Annotated in this window: 22 protein-coding genes (1 of these 22 only partly in view); 14 read left to right on the top strand and 8 right to left on the bottom strand. The window is 66.3% G+C overall.

What is annotated here, in order from left to right; genetic code table 11:
• A protein-coding gene (gene tyrS / locus V6W80_RS02455) for a tyrosine--tRNA ligase (RefSeq protein ID WP_064308146.1) crosses the window boundary here: on the bottom strand, window positions 1-1,038 show its 5' portion. Its footprint begins 162 nt before the window's first position; the window shows 1,038 of its 1,200 coding nt (coding positions 1-1,038); its start codon is at window positions 1,036-1,038; the stop codon falls past the left edge of the window.
• Window positions 1,039-1,206: 168 nt separating this feature from the next.
• On the opposite strand from tyrS, the gene V6W80_RS02450 reads away from it, so the two are divergent.
• Window positions 1,207-2,646, top strand: coding sequence for a peptidoglycan DD-metalloendopeptidase family protein (locus tag V6W80_RS02450; RefSeq protein ID WP_026084084.1), 1,440 nt, complete (start codon window positions 1,207-1,209; stop codon window positions 2,644-2,646).
• A 1-nt stretch (window position 2,647) separates the two neighbouring features.
• Window positions 2,648-3,733: an anhydro-N-acetylmuramic acid kinase gene (locus V6W80_RS02445; RefSeq protein WP_160924608.1), complete on the top strand. Its 1,086-nt coding sequence runs from the start codon at window positions 2,648-2,650 to the stop codon at window positions 3,731-3,733.
• Between the two features lie 17 nt (window positions 3,734-3,750).
• Here the strand turns inward: V6W80_RS02445 and erpA are convergent, their stop codons facing one another.
• A complete protein-coding gene (gene erpA, locus V6W80_RS02440) occupies window positions 3,751-4,101 on the bottom strand; it encodes an iron-sulfur cluster insertion protein ErpA (protein ID WP_007162616.1) in 351 nt (116 codons plus the stop codon).
• A 174-nt stretch (window positions 4,102-4,275) separates the two neighbouring features.
• Here erpA and hemJ point away from each other — a divergent pair, with 174 nt between their 5' ends.
• The 4 genes from hemJ to coq7 all read left to right on the top strand — a co-directional run bounded on the left by hemJ (window position 4,276) and on the right by coq7 (window position 6,648).
• A complete protein-coding gene (gene hemJ, locus V6W80_RS02435) occupies window positions 4,276-4,701 on the top strand; it encodes a protoporphyrinogen oxidase HemJ (protein ID WP_017642983.1) in 426 nt (141 codons plus the stop codon).
• A 47-nt stretch (window positions 4,702-4,748) separates the two neighbouring features.
• Complete coding sequence (locus V6W80_RS02430) at window positions 4,749-5,537, top strand: SDR family NAD(P)-dependent oxidoreductase (protein WP_017642984.1); 789 nt, start codon at window positions 4,749-4,751, stop codon at window positions 5,535-5,537.
• An 81-nt stretch (window positions 5,538-5,618) separates the two neighbouring features.
• Window positions 5,619-5,960 (top strand): histidine triad nucleotide-binding protein, encoded by a 342-nt coding sequence (locus V6W80_RS02425; RefSeq protein WP_017642985.1) that lies wholly within the window; start codon window positions 5,619-5,621, stop codon window positions 5,958-5,960.
• Window positions 5,961-6,000: 40 nt separating this feature from the next.
• Entirely contained in the window at window positions 6,001-6,648 is a 648-nt protein-coding gene (gene coq7, locus V6W80_RS02420) for a 2-polyprenyl-3-methyl-6-methoxy-1,4-benzoquinone monooxygenase (RefSeq protein ID WP_059313398.1), read from the top strand.
• A gap of 59 nt (window positions 6,649-6,707) precedes the next feature.
• On the opposite strand, the gene pcaG is transcribed toward coq7, so the two are convergent.
• From pcaG to pcaQ, 3 genes are all read right to left on the bottom strand, one after another.
• Complete coding sequence (pcaG, locus tag V6W80_RS02415) at window positions 6,708-7,319, bottom strand: protocatechuate 3,4-dioxygenase subunit alpha (RefSeq protein ID WP_093257168.1); 612 nt, start codon at window positions 7,317-7,319, stop codon at window positions 6,708-6,710.
• Between the two features lie 10 nt (window positions 7,320-7,329).
• Window positions 7,330-8,055 (bottom strand): protocatechuate 3,4-dioxygenase subunit beta, encoded by a 726-nt coding sequence (gene pcaH / locus V6W80_RS02410; protein WP_017642988.1) that lies wholly within the window; start codon window positions 8,053-8,055, stop codon window positions 7,330-7,332.
• 100 nt (window positions 8,056-8,155) lie between these two features.
• The gene (gene pcaQ / locus V6W80_RS02405) at window positions 8,156-9,079 is read right to left on the bottom strand and encodes a pca operon transcription factor PcaQ (RefSeq protein WP_338545765.1); all 924 of its coding nucleotides are present in this window, start codon (window positions 9,077-9,079) and stop codon (window positions 8,156-8,158) included.
• A 116-nt stretch (window positions 9,080-9,195) separates the two neighbouring features.
• On the opposite strand from pcaQ, the gene V6W80_RS02400 reads away from it, so the two are divergent.
• The 5 genes from V6W80_RS02400 (at window position 9,196) to V6W80_RS02380 (ending at window position 12,383) form a co-directional block, all read left to right on the top strand.
• Entirely contained in the window at window positions 9,196-9,888 is a 693-nt protein-coding gene (locus V6W80_RS02400) for a TetR family transcriptional regulator (RefSeq protein ID WP_338545764.1), read from the top strand.
• Window positions 9,889-9,985: 97 nt separating this feature from the next.
• Complete coding sequence (gene ureE / locus V6W80_RS02395; RefSeq protein ID WP_017642991.1) at window positions 9,986-10,486, top strand: urease accessory protein UreE; 501 nt, start codon at window positions 9,986-9,988, stop codon at window positions 10,484-10,486.
• The gene (locus V6W80_RS02390; protein ID WP_338545763.1) at window positions 10,483-11,154 is read left to right on the top strand and encodes an urease accessory protein UreF; all 672 of its coding nucleotides are present in this window, start codon (window positions 10,483-10,485) and stop codon (window positions 11,152-11,154) included. Before ureE ends, V6W80_RS02390 begins: the two co-directional genes overlap by 4 nt.
• Before the next feature lie 11 nt (window positions 11,155-11,165).
• Complete coding sequence (gene ureG / locus V6W80_RS02385) at window positions 11,166-11,780, top strand: urease accessory protein UreG (RefSeq protein WP_007162627.1); 615 nt, start codon at window positions 11,166-11,168, stop codon at window positions 11,778-11,780.
• 30 nt (window positions 11,781-11,810) lie between these two features.
• Entirely contained in the window at window positions 11,811-12,383 is a 573-nt protein-coding gene (locus V6W80_RS02380) for a HupE/UreJ family protein (protein WP_064308138.1), read from the top strand.
• Between the two features lie 147 nt (window positions 12,384-12,530).
• On the opposite strand, the gene V6W80_RS02375 is transcribed toward V6W80_RS02380, so the two are convergent.
• Both V6W80_RS02375 and V6W80_RS02370 read right to left on the bottom strand, forming a co-directional pair.
• Window positions 12,531-13,787, bottom strand: a complete 1,257-nt coding sequence (locus V6W80_RS02375; RefSeq protein ID WP_338545762.1) for a metallophosphoesterase — start codon at window positions 13,785-13,787, stop codon at window positions 12,531-12,533.
• 10 nt (window positions 13,788-13,797) lie between these two features.
• Window positions 13,798-15,426, bottom strand: coding sequence for an ArnT family glycosyltransferase (locus V6W80_RS02370; protein WP_338545761.1), 1,629 nt, complete (start codon window positions 15,424-15,426; stop codon window positions 13,798-13,800).
• 258 nt (window positions 15,427-15,684) lie between these two features.
• Between V6W80_RS02370 and V6W80_RS02365 the strand changes: the two genes are divergently transcribed.
• The 3 genes from V6W80_RS02365 to V6W80_RS02355 all read left to right on the top strand — a co-directional run bounded on the left by V6W80_RS02365 (window position 15,685) and on the right by V6W80_RS02355 (window position 17,533).
• On the top strand, window positions 15,685-16,212 hold the full coding sequence (locus tag V6W80_RS02365) for a DUF3455 domain-containing protein (RefSeq protein ID WP_430707780.1): 528 nt from the start codon (window positions 15,685-15,687) through the stop codon (window positions 16,210-16,212).
• Between the two features lie 86 nt (window positions 16,213-16,298).
• Window positions 16,299-16,826 (top strand): sigma-70 family RNA polymerase sigma factor, encoded by a 528-nt coding sequence (locus V6W80_RS02360; RefSeq protein ID WP_338545760.1) that lies wholly within the window; start codon window positions 16,299-16,301, stop codon window positions 16,824-16,826.
• Window positions 16,823-17,533: an anti-sigma factor gene (locus V6W80_RS02355; RefSeq protein ID WP_338545759.1), complete on the top strand. Its 711-nt coding sequence runs from the start codon at window positions 16,823-16,825 to the stop codon at window positions 17,531-17,533. The genes V6W80_RS02360 and V6W80_RS02355 overlap by 4 nt, the downstream gene beginning before the upstream one ends.
• 56 nt (window positions 17,534-17,589) lie before the next feature.
• Here the strand turns inward: V6W80_RS02355 and V6W80_RS02350 are convergent, their stop codons facing one another.
• Entirely contained in the window at window positions 17,590-18,348 is a 759-nt protein-coding gene (locus V6W80_RS02350; RefSeq protein ID WP_338545758.1) for an SDR family oxidoreductase, read from the bottom strand.
• Between the last annotated feature and the right edge of the window lie 12 nt (window positions 18,349-18,360).

The following is an 18,360-nucleotide window of genomic DNA, read 5'->3' as shown; positions in this document are numbered from 1 at the left end:
CCCGGCCTTGTTGAGGACGGCCGCGACCGGCAAGGCGGCATCGGTTTCCAGCTCGACGTCCGGCAGGTCTTCCGGCAGCTCGCCATCCTTCATGCGGTTGCCTGCGGAGCGATGGGCCGTCTGGGCGGCTTCTTCCCCATGGAAGCGGGCCACGATCTCTTCGGCCAGCTTGATCTTGATGTCGCGGGGATTGGCGCCCTGCTCCACATCGCTGCGGAACTGGGCGATTTCCTCCAGGCTGCGGAAGCTGAGCAGTTCGAAGTAGCGCCACATGAGGGTGTCGGGAATGGACACCAGCTTGTTGTACATGACCCCCGGCGCTTCCTGGATGCCTACATAGTTGCCCAGGGACTTGGACATCTTCTTGACGCCATCCAGGCCTTCGAGCAGCGGCATGGTCAGGATGCACTGGGCTTCCTGGCCGTAGGCGCGCTGCAGTTCGCGCCCCATGAGCAGGTTGAACTTCTGGTCGGTACCGCCCAGCTCGACATCGGCGCGCAGGGCGACGGAGTCATAGCCCTGGACCAGGGGATAGAGGAACTCGTGGATGGCGATGGGCTGATTGCCGGCGTAACGCTTGCTGAAGTCGTCGCGCTCGAGCATGCGCGCCACGGTGTACTGGGAAGAGAGGCGAATGAAGTCGGCCGGCGACAGCTGATCCATCCAGGTGGCGTTGAAGGCCACTTCGGTACGCGCCGGGTCGAGGATCTTGAATACCTGGGCCTTGTAGGTCTCGGCATTCTCCAGCACCTGTTCCCGGGTCAGCGGCGGGCGGGTGGCGCTCTTGCCACTGGGATCGCCGATCATGCCGGTGAAGTCGCCGATCAGGAAGATAACCTGATGGCCCAACTCCTGGAACTGGCGCAGCTTGTTGATCAGCACGGTGTGGCCAAGGTGCAGATCCGGAGCGGTCGGATCGAAGCCTGCCTTGATGCGCAGCGGGGTGCCGCGCTCCAGTTTTGTTACAAGCTCTGACTCGACGAGCAGCTCATCTGCTCCACGCTTGATGACCGCCAGCTGCTCCTGGACCGTTTTCATGGGGGCTTCGCCTCTGAATTTCGAAAGCGTGAACCTTATCAAGATGCCCCTAGCAGCCGCCAGCCAACACGTCGGATCGACCACCCCAAAGGGTTGTGACAGCCAGCTTTTGATTATATTTTAGGCAGTTATTCACTTCTTTTAACGTCAGATCATCACTTTAGCTAAATGACGAAGCCAATTACCAAAAGCCCGTTCTACCCCAAAAGCCACCTCGTGGCCGCCAGCGGGGTGGCCGCGCTCTTGAGTCTGGCCTTGCTCGTGTTTCCCTCTCAGCAGGTCGAGGCGAAACGTACTTCCATCAGCTTGGATGTTGAACAGGACGCCCAGCGCGTCGTGCAGGGTCAGGATGACCTGAAGGAGCAAGTGCTCGCAGATACTCAGGTCGCGGACACCCAGACCACCTCCCCCTTCGCCCAGGTCTCTGCGGATCAGGCGGAGGCGCAGACTGCCGAGGAAGCCCCTGCCGAAGAAGAAGAGGTCGCCGCCACCGAAAGCGTCGAGCCGCAGTGGAAGACCGAAACCGTGCGCAAGGGCGATACCCTTTCGACGCTGTTCGAGCGGGCCGGCCTGGCCGCCGCCGTGGTGCACGAGGTACTGGCCAGCAGCAAGGAAGCCAAGAAGCTGACCCGCCTGCGGGTGGGTCAGAAGATCGAATTCCAGCGTGATCACGCCGGCGACCTGCTGGCGGTACGCACCAAGCTCACCGCGCTGCAGACCCTGTCGCTGGTCAAGTCCGACCAGGGCTACGAGGTCGAGCACAAGACCGTCACCCCGGACATCCGCCGGGCCTATGCCCAGGGCCGGATCAGCAGCTCGTTGTTCGCTTCGGCGCAGAAGGCCGGGCTGTCCCACGACATGACCATGGCGCTGGCAACCATCTTCGGCTACGACATCGACTTCGCGCTGGACATCCAGGAAGGCGACGAATTCGAGGTGGTGTACGAGGACAAGGTGGTCAACGGCAAGCACGTCGGCTACGGCAACATCCTGGCCGCGCGCTTCGTCAACAAGGGCAAGGCCTATACGGCCGTGCGCTACACCGCCAAGAACGGCACCACTAATTACTACACGGCGGAAGGCGGCAGCATGCGCAAGGCCTTCATCCGTACCCCGGTGGAGTTCTCGCGGATCAGCTCGCGCTTCACCATGGGCCGCTTCCACCCGGTGCTGAACAAGATGCGCGCGCACAAGGGCGTCGACTATGCCGCGCCCACGGGCACGCCGATTCATGCCACCGGCGATGGCAAGATCGCCAAGGCCGGTCGCGAGAATGGCTACGGCAACGTGGTGATGATCCAGCACGGCAAGACCTACACCACGGTCTATGGGCACATGAGCCGGATCGCCAAGGGCATGCAGGCCGGCGCCTCGGTCAAGCAGGGCCAGGTGATCGGCTACGTGGGCATGACGGGGCTGGCGACCGGCCCGCATCTGCACTATGAATTCCGCATCAACGGCAACCACGTTGATCCGCTCGGGGTGAAGCTGCCCATGGCCGATCCCATCGCCAAGAACGAGATCTCGCGCTTCCTGGCCCAGAGCCAGCCGCTCATGGCCCGCATGGACCAGGAGCGCGCCTCTCTGCTCGCGATGAACAAGCGCTGAGATGGAGCGCTACCTGGGGGTGATGTCCGGCACCAGTCTGGATGGACTGGATATTGCCCTGATCGAACAGGACGAGCGGACCCGTTTCGTCGCCGCCGTAGGCATGCCCATGCCGGACACGCTACGCCGCGAGCTGCTGGCGCTCTGTGCGCCCGGCGACAACGAGATCGAGCGCATCGCCCGGGCCGAACAGGCCTGGGTCAGGCTGGCCGCCCAGGGTATCGCCGAGCTGCTGGCCCAGCAGGGACTGACCTCCGCGGATATCCGCGCCGTGGGCAGCCACGGCCAGACCATCCGCCATCTGCCGGCACAGGGCTACACCCTGCAGATCGGCGATGCCGCCCTGCTGGCCGAGTTGAGCGGTATCGATGTGGTCGCCGACTTCCGCCGCCGCGACCTGGCCGCCGGTGGTCAAGGCGCGCCGCTGGTCCCGGCCTTTCATGCAGATCTCTTCGGCCTGGATCGCCCACGCGCGGTGCTCAACATCGGTGGCTTCAGCAACGTGACCCTGCTGGCGCCGGGGCTGCCGGTACGGGGCTTCGATTGCGGACCGGGCAACGTGCTGCTGGATGCCTGGATCCACCATAGCCAGGGGCAGCTCTTCGATGCTGATGGCGCCTGGGCGGCGCAGGGACAGGTCGTGCCGGCGCTGCTGCAACGGCTGCTGAGCGATCCCTTCTTCATGAAGAGCGGACCGAAGAGCACCGGGCGCGAGCACTTCAATCTGCCCTGGCTACAGGGACAGCTCGCCGAGCATGAGGCGCTGGATCCGGCGGATGTCCAGGCCACCTTGGCCGAGCTGAGCGCCCGCAGCATAGCCGACAGCATCCTGGCCGCCCAGGCAGTGGACGAGGTGCTGGTCTGTGGCGGCGGGGCGCACAATCAGGATCTAATGGCGCGTCTGGCGCGGCAACTGGCGCCAGCCAGGGTGCAGAGCACTGCGGCCTATGACGTCTCGCCGGACTGGATGGAAGCCATGGCTTTCGCCTGGCTGGCCCAGCGTTTCTGCGAACGGCTACCCGGCAATTGCCCCGCGGTCACCGGAGCCAGCGGGCTCCGGGTCCTAGGTGCACTCTACCCACACTAGGCCGGGCGCTGCTCAGGTCAGATGGAGAAGGACTGACCGCAGCCACAGGTGGTGGCGGCATTGGGGTTCTTGATGACGAAGCGCGAGCCTTCCAGGCCTTCCTGGTAGTCCACCTCGGCGCCGGCCAGGTACTGGAAGCTCATGGGATCCACCACCAGGTGCACGCCATCGCGCTCGATGACGGTGTCGTCGTCGGCGGAATCTTCATCGAAGGTGAAGCCGTACTGGAAGCCCGAGCAGCCGCCACCCGTAACGAAGACGCGCAGCTTCAGGCGGGGATTGCCCTCTTCCTCGATCAGGTTCTTCACCTTGCTGGCCGCGCCCAGGGTGAACTGCAGGGGGGTCGGGGTGAAGGTTTCAATGGTCATTGCCGTAGTCTCCCGGCTTGCGCCGAACACAATTCAGTCAGGAAATTATCCGCTTGCCCGAGCAAAAGGGTCAACTATTGGGCGACCACGGGAGGCTGGCCGAGATGACTGGAGTGAATGACTTGCCGCCGGCGCCACTCTAATATCGCGCCGCCTGATAAGGAGAACGCCCCGATGCTCTATCTTTGGTTGAAAGCCTTCCACCTGATTGCCCTGGTCTGCTGGTTCGCCGGCCTGTTCTATCTGCCGCGCCTGTTCGTCTATCACGCCCAGAGCAGCGACGCCGTGAGCCACGAGCGCTTCTGCCTGATGGAGCGCAAGCTGTACCGCGGCATCATGCTGCCGGCGATGATCCTCACGCTGGTGTTCGGCATCGGCCTGCTGCTGATCAATCCGAGCTGGATGACGCAGGGCTGGATGCACACCAAGCTGGCGCTGGTGGTGGTGCTGATCGGCTATCACCATGTCTGCGGCGCCATGCGCAAGCGTTTCGAGCGCGGCGAGAACAAGCGCAGCCATGTGTTCTATCGCTGGTTCAACGAGGTGCCGGTACTGGTGCTCATCGCCATCGTCATCCTGGTAGTGGTCAAACCCTACTAGGTCCACGGCAGATCCGCCGGCGACCGGCGTTTCCTGGAGAAAGCAGTATGCAGCGTTATGCCCTGGTAACCGGTGCCTCGTGCGGGATCGGTCTGGCCCTGGCCGAAGCCCTGGCGCGGCGGGGCCAGCCGCTGATCCTGCTGGCGCGGCGCAAGGACAAGCTGGAGAGCATCGCCGCCGAATTGGCCCAGCGCTTCGACGTGGAGGTGCTGTACCGGGTCTGCGACCTGGCGGAGCCGCTGCACCTGACCGGTCTGCTGCACGAACTGGAGCAGAGCGAGAGAGCCATCGGCCTGCTGGTCAACTGCGCCGGGATCGGCAGCGGCGGTGACTTTCTCGCCGCCGACTGGCCGCGGGTGCAGGAGCAGCTGGAGCTGAACATCCTGGCGCTCACCCGGCTGTGCCATGCCCTGGGCCAGCACATGGCGATCCAGGGCGGCGGCCAGATCCTCAACGTCGCCTCGACCGCGGCTTTCCAGCCCATTCCCTACATGAGCAGCTATGCGGCGACCAAGGCCTATGTCCTGCATTTCTCCGAGGGCCTGCGCGAAGAGCTCAAGAAGCGCGGGGTGTCGGTGTCGGTGCTCTGCCCCGGGCCGACCCGTACCGCCTTCTTCAAGAATGCCGGGCTGCACACCGGGCGCATGGAGCAGGGCAAGCTGCTGATGTCCGCCGAGGAGGTCGCCCTGGCCGCGGTGCGTGGACTGGAGCGGCGCCAGGCGGTGATCGTGCCGGGCTGGCGCAATCGCCTGGGCAGCCTGTTGCCGCGCCTCTTGCCCCGCGCCCTGGTGCGTGCGGCCGCGGTGCGGATCGGCAAACTCTTTCAACCCGCGTAAGGGTGATCCCGCCGGCGGCACCTGACCCCAGGGCACAGCCGCTGGTACACTTGGACGCTATTCAGCCAGCAGGAGATCGACGTGGATTGTCTGTTCTGCAAGATCGTCGCCGGAGACATTCCGGCCAAGGTGCTCTACGAGGACGATCAGGTCATGGCCTTCCATGACATCGCCCCGCAAGCGCCCGTGCACTTTCTGGTCATCCCCAAGAAGCACATCGCGACCCTGCACGACCTCAGCGAGGCCGACGACAAGCAGCTCGCCGGCCATATCCTCTTCACCGCCCAGCGCCTGGCGCAGGAGCAGGGCTGCGAGGAAGGCTTCCGCGTGGCGATGAATTGCAACGCCTTGGGTGGCCAGACGGTCTATCACATCCATATGCATGTGCTGGGCAAGCGGCAGATGACCTGGCCTCCGGGCTGAGCCACATCCTGTCCTCCCTTCGCCCGCCAAGGAGATCACCTTGAGATCCAAGCGCCTCTACTCCCCCCTCGATCGACTGCTGATCCAGGCGGATACCGCCTTGCGTACCCTGACGCCCTTCAGTGGCGCTCCCACCCGCAGCTCGCCGGCCATTCCGCTGAAAGATGCTGAGCTGAGCGACGAGGAACGCCGTCACGCAGCCGGTCTCATGCGCATCAACCACACCGGCGAGGTCTGCGCCCAGGCGCTGTACCAGGGCCAGGCGCTGACCGCCAAGTTGCCGGAAGTCCGGGAGGAAATGGAGCGTTCGGCGGACGAAGAGATCGACCACCTGGCCTGGTGCGAGCAGCGCATCCGCGCCCTGGGTGAGCGCCCCAGTCTGCTCAATCCGCTGTTCTATGGTCTGTCCTTCGGGATCGGCGCAGGTGCCGGATTGATCAGCGATCGCCTGAGCCTGGGCTTCGTCGCCGCCACCGAGGATCAGGTCTGCCGCCATCTGGATGAGCACCTGGAAAAGCTGCCGGCAGCCGACGCCAAGTCGCGGGCGGTGCTTGAGCAGATGCGCATCGACGAGGAACAGCATGCCGAGCACGCCCTGGCGGCTGGTGGCTGGCGCTTTCCCACACCGGTCAAATACGGCATGAGCCTGATGTCCAAGGTCATGACCAAGACCACCTACCGCATCTGACCTGCGGATCGTGCCCATGAAAAAGCCCTGCCTTGGCAGGGCTTTTTGCTGTCTGCACGCTACATATCGAAGAAGACGGTTTCCTGCGGCCCCTGCAGGTGGATGTCGAAGCGATAGGCCAAGCGGCCATCGATCTCGCAACGGCGCGCCAGCAGAGTCGGTCGGCGCTCCGGTTCCGGCAGGTTGTAGACCGGGCAGCGGGCATTGGCCTCGGCTTCGTCGTCGAAGTAGAGGCGCGTCTGCAGGTGGATGTTGATGCCGCGGGCGAACAGGGTGACGTTGATGTGCGGCGCCATGGGCTGGCCACGCTGGTCGGCGACCTGGCCGGGCTTGATGGTGTGCAGCGTCCAGTCACCGGCATCGAAGGTGGTGGCGGTGCGGCCGAAGCCGTTGAAGGCCTTCTCCACGTCGTAGATCGGATCGTACTGACCCTGGTGATCGGCCTGCCAGAACTCCAGGAAGGAGTCGCGCACCAGGTTGCCATTGCCGTCGAACACCTGGCCGGTGAGCAGGATGTGCTCGCCCGGGGCGCCGGGCTTGGCCAGCTGGTTCCAGATTTCGACCTCGCGGGTGGGGTTGCCGGCGGCGGCCAGGGCCAGGCCGATGTGCACGTAGGGGCCGGCGGTCTGGGAGGGCGTTTCCGGCAGCAGGTCGTGGCGGTTGGGGATCATGTCGGCGTCCTCAGTGGTGTTCGAAGAACGTCTGCCGCGCGCCGCGGGTGACGATGTCGAAGCGATAGGCCAGGCAGTCCATGGGATTGGCCATGCTCATGTCCAGGCGGGCGATGAGGGTCTGCACGGCATCGGGATCGGCGATGGACTTGACGATGGGGCACAGCGGGATCAGCGGATCGCCCTCGAAATAGAGCTGGGTGATCAGCCGGGTGGCGATGGCCGGGCCCATGACCGAGACGTGAATGTGCGCCGGGCGCCAGTCGTTGCTGCCGTTGCGCCAGGGATAAGGACCCGGGCGGACGGTACGGAAGACGTAGTTGCCCTGGCTGTCGGTGCGGGTGCGGCCGACGCCACCGAAGTTGGGGTCAAGCGGCGCCAGGTAGACGTCGTTCTTGTGCCGGTAGCGGCCCCCGGCGTTGGCCTGCCAGATCTCCACCAGGGAATTGGGCACCGGCTTGCCGAACTGGTCACGCAGGGTGCCGAACAGGATGATGCGTTCACCCTGAGGCAACTGGCCGGTGCCGAAGTTGAGCAGCAGGTCGTTGTCGTGGGGCCCCAGGGGCAGCCGCGAGAAGTCCGGGCCGCTGCGCTCGGACACAGTCTGGTGCTGCAGGCTAACCAGCGCCTGGCGCGGCGAGCGGGGAATCGAGGATTTGTAGGCGGGCGTATAGGCCTGGGGATGCCAGGTGCGATCACGGGCGACGTAGCGAACGTCGTGGGGCTTGTTATGCATTGGAATGCTCCACGGAAGGATCGAAGCCAAGGGCTGGCTGATCCTAGTGTGGCCCAGGGCGCCGCCTGGCTGAATTGAAAGCTGCACCCTGACCCATAACCTAATGGTTAAGTGTCAGCTCGCTGGCTACCTCGCGCAAGACGTCACAGAACCTCTGGGTGGCCAGCGACAGGGGTACGCTGCCATTGCGGCAGATGCCGACCGAGCCGCCGGCTTCGCGGACGCCAAGCTCCACCTCGATCAGCTCGCCGCTGGCCAGGTCGCGGCGTACCGCATCCAGCGGAGCGATCCACAGGGCTTCGCTCTGACGGACATACTGGCGGCTGAGGGTCGGCGACAGGGTTTCCAGACGCTGGGGACTGAGCGGGATGCCGCACTGGACGAAGAGACTCTCGGCGTGGCGGCGGATCGTGGTACCGGGCAAGGGCAGCACCAAGGGATAGCGCGCCAGGGTCGCCAGGTCCGCCGGCAGGGCCTGACTCAGCGGATGCCCCGGACGGACCACCAGGGTCAGGGCCTCGGTATAGAGGTGCTCGAAGTCGAGGCCGTGGATGTCGGGGCTGTCGGTCATGCGCCCGACCACCAGATCCAGATCGCCAACACGCAGCTGGCCCAGTAGATAGGCACTTGGGCCGGTGGCGACGTTGACGATCAATTGCCGGTGCCGCTCGTGCAGCCGCGCCAGGACCTCGGGCAGCACCTGGCTTTCCACCGTCGACAGCACTCCGACCCGCACCAGGCCGCCGGCCTCGCCGCCGCGCACCAGTTGCATTCCCTCGCGCAGGGCCTGGACGCAGGGACCGGCATGGCGCAGGAACAGCAGGCCGGCTTCGGTCAGGGTCACCTCGCCCTTGCCGCGTTCGAACAGGCGCACCTCGAGAATCTCCTCGAGTTCGCGGATGGTCTTGGAAATGGCCGGCTGGGACACGGCGATGGCATCGGCGGCCTTGGCGAAGCTGCGCTGCTGGGCGATCTCCAGGAAACACAGCAGATGCCGGAATTTGATACGGTTGTCGAGATTCATGACGCTCTCAAGGCAAGGCACGGGCCAGAGACTACCACCCGGCGGTCACGGAAAACCCTTGGAGTCAGCAGGGGCATCCTTTGCTACAGTGCCGCCTTGTCTTCCGAGATCTCTCCATGTCGATCCGTGCCCAGCAGAAGCTGCAAACGCGCCAGGCGCTGCTGGAATCGGCACGCCTGCTGATGAACAGCGGTCGCGGCTTCGGCAGCCTCAGCCTGCGCGAGGTGAGTCGCCAGGCCGGCATCGTGCCGGCGGGTTTCTATCGCCACTTCGCCGACATGGAAAGCTTTGGCCTGGCGCTGGTGGCCGAGGTGGGCGACACCTTTCGCGACGCCCTGCGCCAGGTGCGTCATCACGAGTTGCAGCAGCGCGGCATGATCGAGGCCTCGGTGAAGATCTTTCTTGGCGCCGTGAGCGACAACCGCGATCAATTTCTCTTTCTCGCCCGCGAGCAATACGGCGGCTCCCTGGCCGTGCGCCAGGCCATCGCCGAGTTGCGCCAGCGCATCACCCAGGACCTGGCCCGTGACCTGCTCGCCCTGGGTCGGCTGCCCCACCTGAATCCGTCGCAGATCGATGTGCTGGCCGACCTGGTGGTGAAGACGGTGTTCGCGACCCTGCCGGAGCTGATCGATCCGCCCCCCCTGACCACACCGCCGCCGCTGTGGCCGGCGGCGAAGATGGTGCAGCAACTCAAGCTGATCCTGATCGGCAGCAAGCATTGGCGACGCGGCGAGCGTGCAAACGCCCCAAAAGAGGGCGTCGCCCTGCTGGCCGATGCAATGGCGCACCAAATAAGAGCGACCTAGGAGCCGGGTCAAACTCTGGCGCCCCAGAACCAGGCGACTTGCGCGCCTTGGCAGGCCCCTTGCTGTAGAGCTGGGCAAAACTGCCAAGAGTCCTGCCATGCTGGTCGTCCAACGCCGCTGCGCGCCCCGGGATACCTGGGACGCCGAACTCCACCTCACCTACGACGCCCGCAGCAAGAGTCGCCTGAGAGCCACCACCAGTGCCGGCGAAGACATCGGCCTGTTTCTCGAACGCGGGCAACCGCCGCTGGCCGATGGCGACTGTCTGGAAGCCCGCGACGGCCGCATCGTGCGGGTCGTAGCCCGGCCGGAAAAACTGCTGCACGTGACCTGCGCCAGTGCCTTCGAGCTGACCCGCGCCGCCTACCACCTGGGCAATCGCCACGTCGCCCTGCAGATCGGTGATGGTTGGCTGCGGCTGCTGGACGACTATGTGCTCAAGGCCATGCTGGAGCAGCTCGGCGCCCAGGTCAGCGAGATCGAAGCCGGCTTCCAGCCCGAGCATGGCGCCTACGGTGGCGGCCACCATCACTCGCACCATGGCGAGGAAGGCTTCAACTACGCGCCCAAGCTGCACCACTTCGGCGTGCGCACGTGAATGCGCCGTTCGCGCTGCTGCGCCTGGCCAGTCCCCAGTTGCCCATTGGCGGCTACAGCTATTCCCAGGGACTGGAACTGGCCATCGACAGCGGCCTGATCCGCAGCGCGGCGGAGGCCGAGGTCTGGCTGCGCGACAATCTCGAACTCAATCTGGCGCGCTTCGAGGCGCCGCTGCTGCTGGCCCACTGCGAAGCTGCGGCGGCCAGCGACTGGACGCGCCTGGGCGAACTGGCCGAGCGTCACCGCGCCAGTCGCGAGACCGCGGAATTCCAGCTGGAAAGTCGCCAGACCGGCTATTCCCTGGCGCAGCTGCTGCTCGGTCTGCCGGAGCTGGATGACACCAGCCGCCGCCTGCTCGCCGAGCTGACCCCGACCTTCGCCCTGGGTTGGGCGCTGGCCGCCCGGGCCTGGGCGATCGCCCCCCGGGCCGCCCTGGACGCCTGGCTGTGGACCTGGCTGGAGAATCAGCTGGCGGTACTGATGAAAACCCTGCCGCTGGGCCAGCAAGCCGCCCAGCGCCTCACCTCCCTTCTGCTGCCGACCCTGGCCGCCACGGCCGAGCAGGCCGCCGAGCTGCCCGAAGCGACCTGGGGCGGCGCCCCCTTCGGCCTGGCCCTCAGCAGCATGGCCCACGAGCGGCAGTACAGCCGCCTGTTCCGTTCCTAGGAGATCCCCTGATGACTACCCAACCCCTGCGCGTCGGTATCGGCGGTCCGGTCGGCTCCGGCAAGACCGCCCTCACCCTGGCCCTCTGCCGCGCCCTGCGCGAGCGCTATAACCTGGCGGTGGTGACCAACGACATCTACACCCGCGAGGACGCCGATTTCCTGGTGCGCAACGAAGCCCTGGCGCCCGAACGCATCCTCGGCGTGGAGACCGGCGGCTGTCCGCACACCGCCATCCGCGAAGACGCCTCCATCAATCTGGAGGCAGTTGACCAGCTCAATCGCCGCTTCCCCGGTCTGGACCTGATCCTGGTGGAATCTGGGGGCGACAACCTCTCTGCCACCTTCAGCCCCGAGCTGTCCGACCTGACCCTCTACGTCATCGACGTCTCGGCCGGCGACAAGCTGCCGCGCAAGGGCGGCCCTGGCATCTGCAAGTCGGATCTGCTGGTGATCAACAAGATCGATCTGGCCGAGCAGGTCGGCGCCTCCCTGGAGGTGATGGACCGCGACACCCGCAAGATGCGTGGCGACAAGCCCTTCGTCTTCAGCAACCAGAAGACCGGTCTGGGCCTGGAAGAGATCATCGCCTTCATCGAGAAGCAGGGTCTGCTGACCGCTGCCTGAACCCAGGATTTCACCCCCCAAGGAGCTCCCATGAGACACGCCAAGATCCTCGCCACCGCCGCCCTGCTGCTCGCCCCGGCCCTGGCTTTCGCCCATCCGGGTCACGCCGAGAACGGCCTGGCCGCCGGGGTGCTGCACCCCCTGACCGGTCTCGACCACCTGCTGGCCATGCTGGCCGTGGGCCTCTGGGCCGCCCAGCAGCAGGGCAAAGCGCGCCTGGCGCTGCCCTGCGCCTTTGTCGGCACCATGCTGATCGGCGGTCTGCTGGGCTTTGCCGGGTTGGAGCTGCCCTTGCTGGAGACCGGCATCGCCGCCTCGGTGCTGGCCCTGGGCCTGCTGGTGGCCCTGGCCGCCCGTCCGCCGGTGGCCGCAGCCGTCGGCCTGACCGCCGCCTTCGCCCTGTTCCACGGCGTGGCCCATGGTCTGGAATTGCCGGAAATGGGCAATCCCTGGGCCTATGCCCTGGGCTTCGTCGCCGCTACCGCCACCCTGCATGGCCTGGGCTATGCCGTGGTGCGCTACCTGCCCCAGGCGGCCACGCCGCTGGTGCGACTCGCCGGCGTCGCCACTGCCGTGGCCGGTGGCTGGCTGTTAGCCGCCTGACCTTTCAGAGCCTGCTCAAAGGCTGCTGCGCGTCGGCCAAACGGCGTTAAAAATGGCTTCGGAATGCTCATTTACTATTTGTAAACTCCGCTTCCTCAGCCATTTTCGCCTTGTTTGCATCTAGCTCGCGAGCCTTTGAGCAGGCTCCTAGGTGATCCCCAACTGCTGGCGCAGCCGCGCCAGCACGCCCTCTTCCGCCACCGCCGGCAACTGCGCGGTATAGCCGCCAAAGCCGGCGAAGCGTGTGGCGAAATTCACCTCGAGCACGAATCTGTTGTCGAACTGCGGCGAGGCCAGGGGCGCCAGCACCTCGGCGGAATAGGTGTCGCGCGGATCGCTGCCCAGCCGCACCGGCAGGTCGCCGCTCTGCTGGCGATAGGCGACCCAGGGCGAATAGGTGAAGGCCTCCAGCCGGCCCCGCGCCAGGTCCAGTTCCAGCAGCCGCAGCAGGCCGTTGCCGCCGGCGTATTCGGTCTGGTAGTTGATCAGTAGCAGATCCACCGGATGGCCCAGGTCGTTGGTCAGCCGCAGATGACCGCTGCCGTGGTTGTGGCCGTTGAGGGTCAGAAAGATCTGATCGTTGCGGCGGATCAGCCGATGCCATAGCCGCACCCCAGTGTCGTTGCGCCGGGTGGAGAGCACGGCTTGGCCGTTCACGAGGTCGACGATGTTGTGCGAGGCCAGGATGGTCGGCAGGTGCGGATAGCGATCCAGCATCCCCTGGGCCCAGTCCAGACTCTGGTCCGAGGGGCACCAGTCCAGGGTCAGCAGCAGGAAGCCCTGCCCCAGGGCCGAGAAACGATGGGCCTCGTTGAGGCCGGTGACGTCGCGTTCGATGAAGGTGGCCTGGCGCGCCGCTCGCTCGCGGCCGAAGTACTGGGTGAAAAGCTCGCGACCGTCGCGCAGGCGATCCTCGGTGTAGAGCTCGACGACATCATGGTCGCCGGTCATGACGCTGTAGGGCACCCCCGCTTGCTCCAGCCGTGCCATGGCGTGACTGGCCAAGGCCCATTCGCCACGCTGCTCGGCGTTTTCCACCAGATCGCCCAGATGCACCACGAAGGGCAGGTTCAACGCCGCGGCATTGTGCGCCAGCCAATGGGTCTGTGCATGAAAGGCCAGCGCCGGCGGATAGCCCAGGTGACCATAACGCTCTATGCGCCGACCGTTGGGCTGCATCTCGTGGTTGTTCTCGCTGTAGTACTGAGTATCGGGCAGCACGCCCAGGACAAAACTGGTACGCGACGGCAATGGCCTGAGCGGCGTGAAGCTGTGGCGCTCGAACCAGTGGGCGCGGTGCTCTGGCAGGCCATAGCGCTGGGTCGGCTTGCACGCGGCCAACAGCGGCAGACCGGCCAGCGCCAGGCACAGCCGGCGACGCAGGACATCGGGAGAATCGGTCATCACAGCGGCCTCAGGGCAGGTAGTAGGCCTGCCAGCGGTTGTCGTTGAAGCGCCCTTCCAGCACCGGTCGGCGGTTGGCCAGCGGGGTGCCGGCCAGAGCGGGCTGGCTGTCGGCGTCGAGCAGCACATAGGCGGGTCGGGTGACCTGGGCGAGCTGCGCCGCCTGGCCGATATCGAGGAAGGTCGGCAGGGGCACGTCGTAGTCCAGATTCATCAGGTAGCGAAAGGCCTTGGTGTCCTGGCCCAGGCCAAGGAACACCAGTTGCCCGGGCTCCCCCTGGCGTAGGCTTTCCAGGCGGGTGACAAAGGCCCGGGTGTCGTAGCGCAGCGCCTGCATCGGATCCAGCGCCAGCACCACCAGCAGCCATTGCGCCAAGGCTGCCGCGGCCAGGGGCATGCCCAGGCGGAAGGCGCCGCGCTCGCGCCAGGCGGCCACCAGGGCGAACAGCGTCAGGATGGCAAAGGCGCCCAGCAGGAAGCGCAGATCCAGTTCAGGCCACCAGCCCGCGGCCTGCAGCTTGGGCTGCTGTAGCTTGACCAGCACCCCGAGCACCAGCGGGAAGATCACCAGCAGCGGCAGGAACAGCCGCCGTACCCAGGCCAGGGCACCCGGCCCCTGCAGCAGCACCCAGGCGCCGAGGGCGGCGCAGGCCGGGATGGCCGGCAGGATGTAATAGGGCTTCTTGAAGGTGGGTATCGACAGGGCCACCACGATCAGCGTGGCGAAGCCGGCCAGCTGGAGCAGCAGGCGGCTGTCCGCCTGCTCATGGCGCAGCCGCCAGTGGTGTCTCAGCGTCGGCAAGGCCAGCAGTGCCAGGGGAAAGGCCGGCGCATAGCGATAGAGCCCCAGTTGCAGGAAGTACCACCAGGGATAGCCGGCACCGTCGGTGTCGTCCAGCCGCCCGGAGACCTGCATGCGCAGCACGTCTTCGACAAAGACCGGGCCGCCGGTACGCCAGGCCAGGCCGAACAACAGGGCGCAGCACAGCGCCAGCACCACGGCGCCCACCAGCCCGTAGCCGAAGCTGCGCCGCCAGTCGCCCTGCAGCAGCCAGTAGACGCAGACCACACCACAGGGCTCGATCAAGCCCAGGGGTCCGCGCACGGCGAAGCCGGCGGCCAGGCACAGGAACACCAGGGCGCGCCGCCGGGGCAGGCGGCGCTGGTCGGCGCTCCACAGCAGATAGAAGCAGCCCAGCGCCGCCAAGGTAACGAACTGATCGAGGCAGATGGAGCGGGCCTTGGCCAGAAAGCCGTTGGTGAGCAGCAGCACCAGTACCGCCAGCAGGCCCCAGGCGCGGGACCGCTCGGCCAGCAGGCGATAAAGCAGACCGACGATGGCCGCCGAGGCCAGCGCGGTGGGAATCACCGTGGCCAGGCGATTGACCTCGCCGAATAGCTGGGCAAAGACGTCGATCAGCAGCGTCGAGGTGGCGGGATAGTCCGGATAGGGCTGTCCGTAACTGGTCGGGAAGGCACTGGCCCCGTGGCGAAACATCTCCTGGGCGAACAGCGCGAAGCGGCCGTCGAAGCCGATGAAAGGCTGCTCCCACAGTCCGAGGGTGAACAGCAGCACCGCCAGCAGGCACAGCGCCAGACTTTCGAGGCGCAGGCGCGCCGGACTCGGGATGGACGACACGCGGCAGGACTCCGGCAGGCTGGGAAAGACGGGCTCGCGACCCGCCGCCACTATCGCCAAACAACCTTAGGGATCCCTGAAACCAGGCTGACGGCAGGCTGACAGAAGCCGCAGTACAGAGCGGTTCGGCCGCGAGGCGGTGGCGACTATGCCGCTGAATTGAAAATTTTTTATGACAGCTGCATCCAAGGCCCCGGCTGCCGGGTATAGCCCCTACAGTCCAGCCGACTGTGCCCCCTCTCAATCCGGAGCAAGCGCATGAACAATATCTCCAGCCGTTGCAGCATCCTGGCCCTGACCGCCCTGTTGAGCACCCCGCTGCTGGCCCAGGGTGAGTTGCCCGAGGTCGTCCGTGTCCCCGCCGGCAACAGCCTGATGCTGGAAACCGTGGGCAAGGGCATTATCGTCTACGAGTGCCGTGACAAGAAGGACATGCCCGGCCAGACCGAGTGGTTCTTCGTGGGCCCCAAGGCCGACTTGCATGATCGCCAGGGCAAGCAGGTGGGGCGCTACTACGGTCCGCCGGCGACCTGGGAAGCCAGCGACGGCTCCAAGGTGGTCGGCAAGCAACTGGCCGTCGCCCCCGCCGGCGCCGGCAACCTGCCCTATCAACTGGTGGAGGCCGCGCCTGCCGAGGGCAAGGGCGCCTTCCAGGGCACCACCTACATCCAGCGCACCGCGCTCAAGGGTGGCGTCGCGCCGGCCAAGGCCTGTACTGCGGCCAACAAGGGCGAACAGCAGATCGTGAACTACCAGGCGGACTATCTGTTCTGGAAGAAGGGCTGAGGTCCAGGGGGACAGCCACGACCGGATCGGCTAGGCTCGGCTGATCCGGTCGCCACCCCTGGCGCCCCCGAGCCTGGCGTGACCTAGTGACCGACCGTCCCCATGACCCTGAGGCCCTGCTCGCCGCCTGCGCTCGGGGCGAGCGCGCCGCCCTGCAGCGGCTCTACCAGACCGAGGCGCCGCTGCTGCTGGGCATCGTCCTGCGCCTGGTGCGCGATCGCGGGCTGGCCGAGGACATCCTCCACGACGCCTTTCTGCGCATCTGGCGCGGCGCTGCCGGGTTCGCCCCGGAGCGTGGTTCGGCGCGTGGCTGGATGTGCAGCGTAGCGCGCAACCTCGCGCTCAACGCCCTGCGCGATCGCCAGCGGCTGGTGCCCCTGGCGGACGGCTGGGAACCCCTGGCCGAGTCTGCCGATCCGGCGCGAGAGGCCAACGGCCGCCGCCTGGAGGGCTGTTTACAGAACCTGGAGGCGCCACGGCGGGAGGCCATCCTGGCCGCCTACCTGGACGGCTGCTCCCATGGCGAGATCGCCCAGCGCCTGCAGGCGCCGCTGGGCACGGTGAAGAGCTGGATCACGCGCGGCCTCAAGGCGCTCAGGGAGTGCATGACATGAACGGCGACACCACCCTGCCCCCGGACGAGGAGCGCGAACGCCTGGCCGGCGAATACGTGCTCGGCACCCTGGACGCGGAGCAGCGTCGTCGGGTGGAAGGTGCGCTGGCGACGGACGCCCTGCTGGCCGCCGCCGTGGCGCGCTGGGAGGCGCGTCTGCAGCCGCTGGCCGAGCAGGTGCCACCCGTCCAACCCGGCGCGAATCTGTGGCCGCGCATCGAGCGCAGTCTGGGCGAGGCCGACGCCAAGGTCCCCCTCCGGCGCGAGTCGCTGTGGCAGCGCCTGGCGCTCTGGCAGGGCCTGAGTGCGGCAGGGCTGGCCGCCAGTCTGGTGCTCGCGGTGCTGCTACTGCTGCGCCCGGTACCCACGCCAAGTTACCTGGTGGTGCTGGCAGCACCTGACGACCGTACGCCCGGTTGGGTGATCCAGACCGCCAGTGCGCGTGACCTGCAGCTGATTCCCCTGGGGCGCGACGCCGTGCCGAGCGGCAAGGCGCTGCAATTCTGGACCAAGGCCGATACCTGGCAGGGCCCGGTGTCGCTGGGCTTGGTCGAGCCGGGGCGTACCCTGCAGGTGCCGCTGGACCAGCTGCCGCCGCTGGAAGCCAATCAGCTGTTCGAACTCACCCTGGAAGACCAGGGCGGGTCGCCCACCGGCCGACCCACCGGACCGATCCAGTTCATCGGCCGGGCGGTCAAGGTGCTCTAGCCCACTACGAACAGTGCGGTGCTCGGCGATGTTTGATCAGAACCGAGCGAGCGGCCTCAGCTGTTGCGATGGATGTTGAAGTTGCTGAACGCCTGGCAGGTCGCCATCAGCTGGATGCGGTTGATGTTGACGTGCTTGGGCTGATTCAGCGCCCAGTGGATGGATTCGGCGATGTCGTCCGGGGTCAGGGGTTCGGTACCGGCATAGACCGCATCGGCCTTGGCCTTGTCACCCCCAAAACGCACCACCGAGAATTCGCTTTCCGACAGGCCCGGCTCGATGTTGGTCACCCGCACCCCGGTGCCCAGCAGGTCCGATCTCAGGCTCAGGCTGAATTGCTTGAGGAAGGCCTTGGTAGCGCCATAGACGTGGCTGCCCGGATAGGGATAGTCGCCCGCCACCGAGCCCAGGTTGACGATGCCGGCGCCGGCGCCATGGGCGATCAGCCGCGGCAGCAACAGGCGGGTGCAATAGAGCATGCCCTTGATGTTGGTATCGACCATGGTGTCCCAGTCGTCCAGGTCGCAGCTCTGGGCAGGGGTGTTGCCCAGCGCCAGACCGGCGTTGTTGACCAGGGCGCGCAGCTGGTTGAATTCCTCCGGCAGGCCGGCGACCGCGGCTTCCACAGCGGCGCGATCCTGGACGTCCAGCACCAGCGGCAGCACCTTGGCCTGCCCGGACAATTCCTCGGCCAAGGCGTGCAGGCGATCCTCGCGGCGGCCGGTGATGACGATCGACCAGCCGTCCTTGGCGAAGCGGCGAGCGGTGGCGGCGCCGAAGCCGGAGGTAGCGCCGGTGATGAAGATCGAAGACATGAAAGATTCCTT

It is taken from the genome of Pseudomonas benzopyrenica (assembly GCF_036884265.1).
In the GTDB taxonomy this organism is placed as follows: Bacteria; Pseudomonadota; Gammaproteobacteria; order Pseudomonadales; family Pseudomonadaceae; genus Chryseomonas; species Chryseomonas benzopyrenica.
This window is presented reverse-complemented; position numbering and strand designations above follow the sequence as displayed.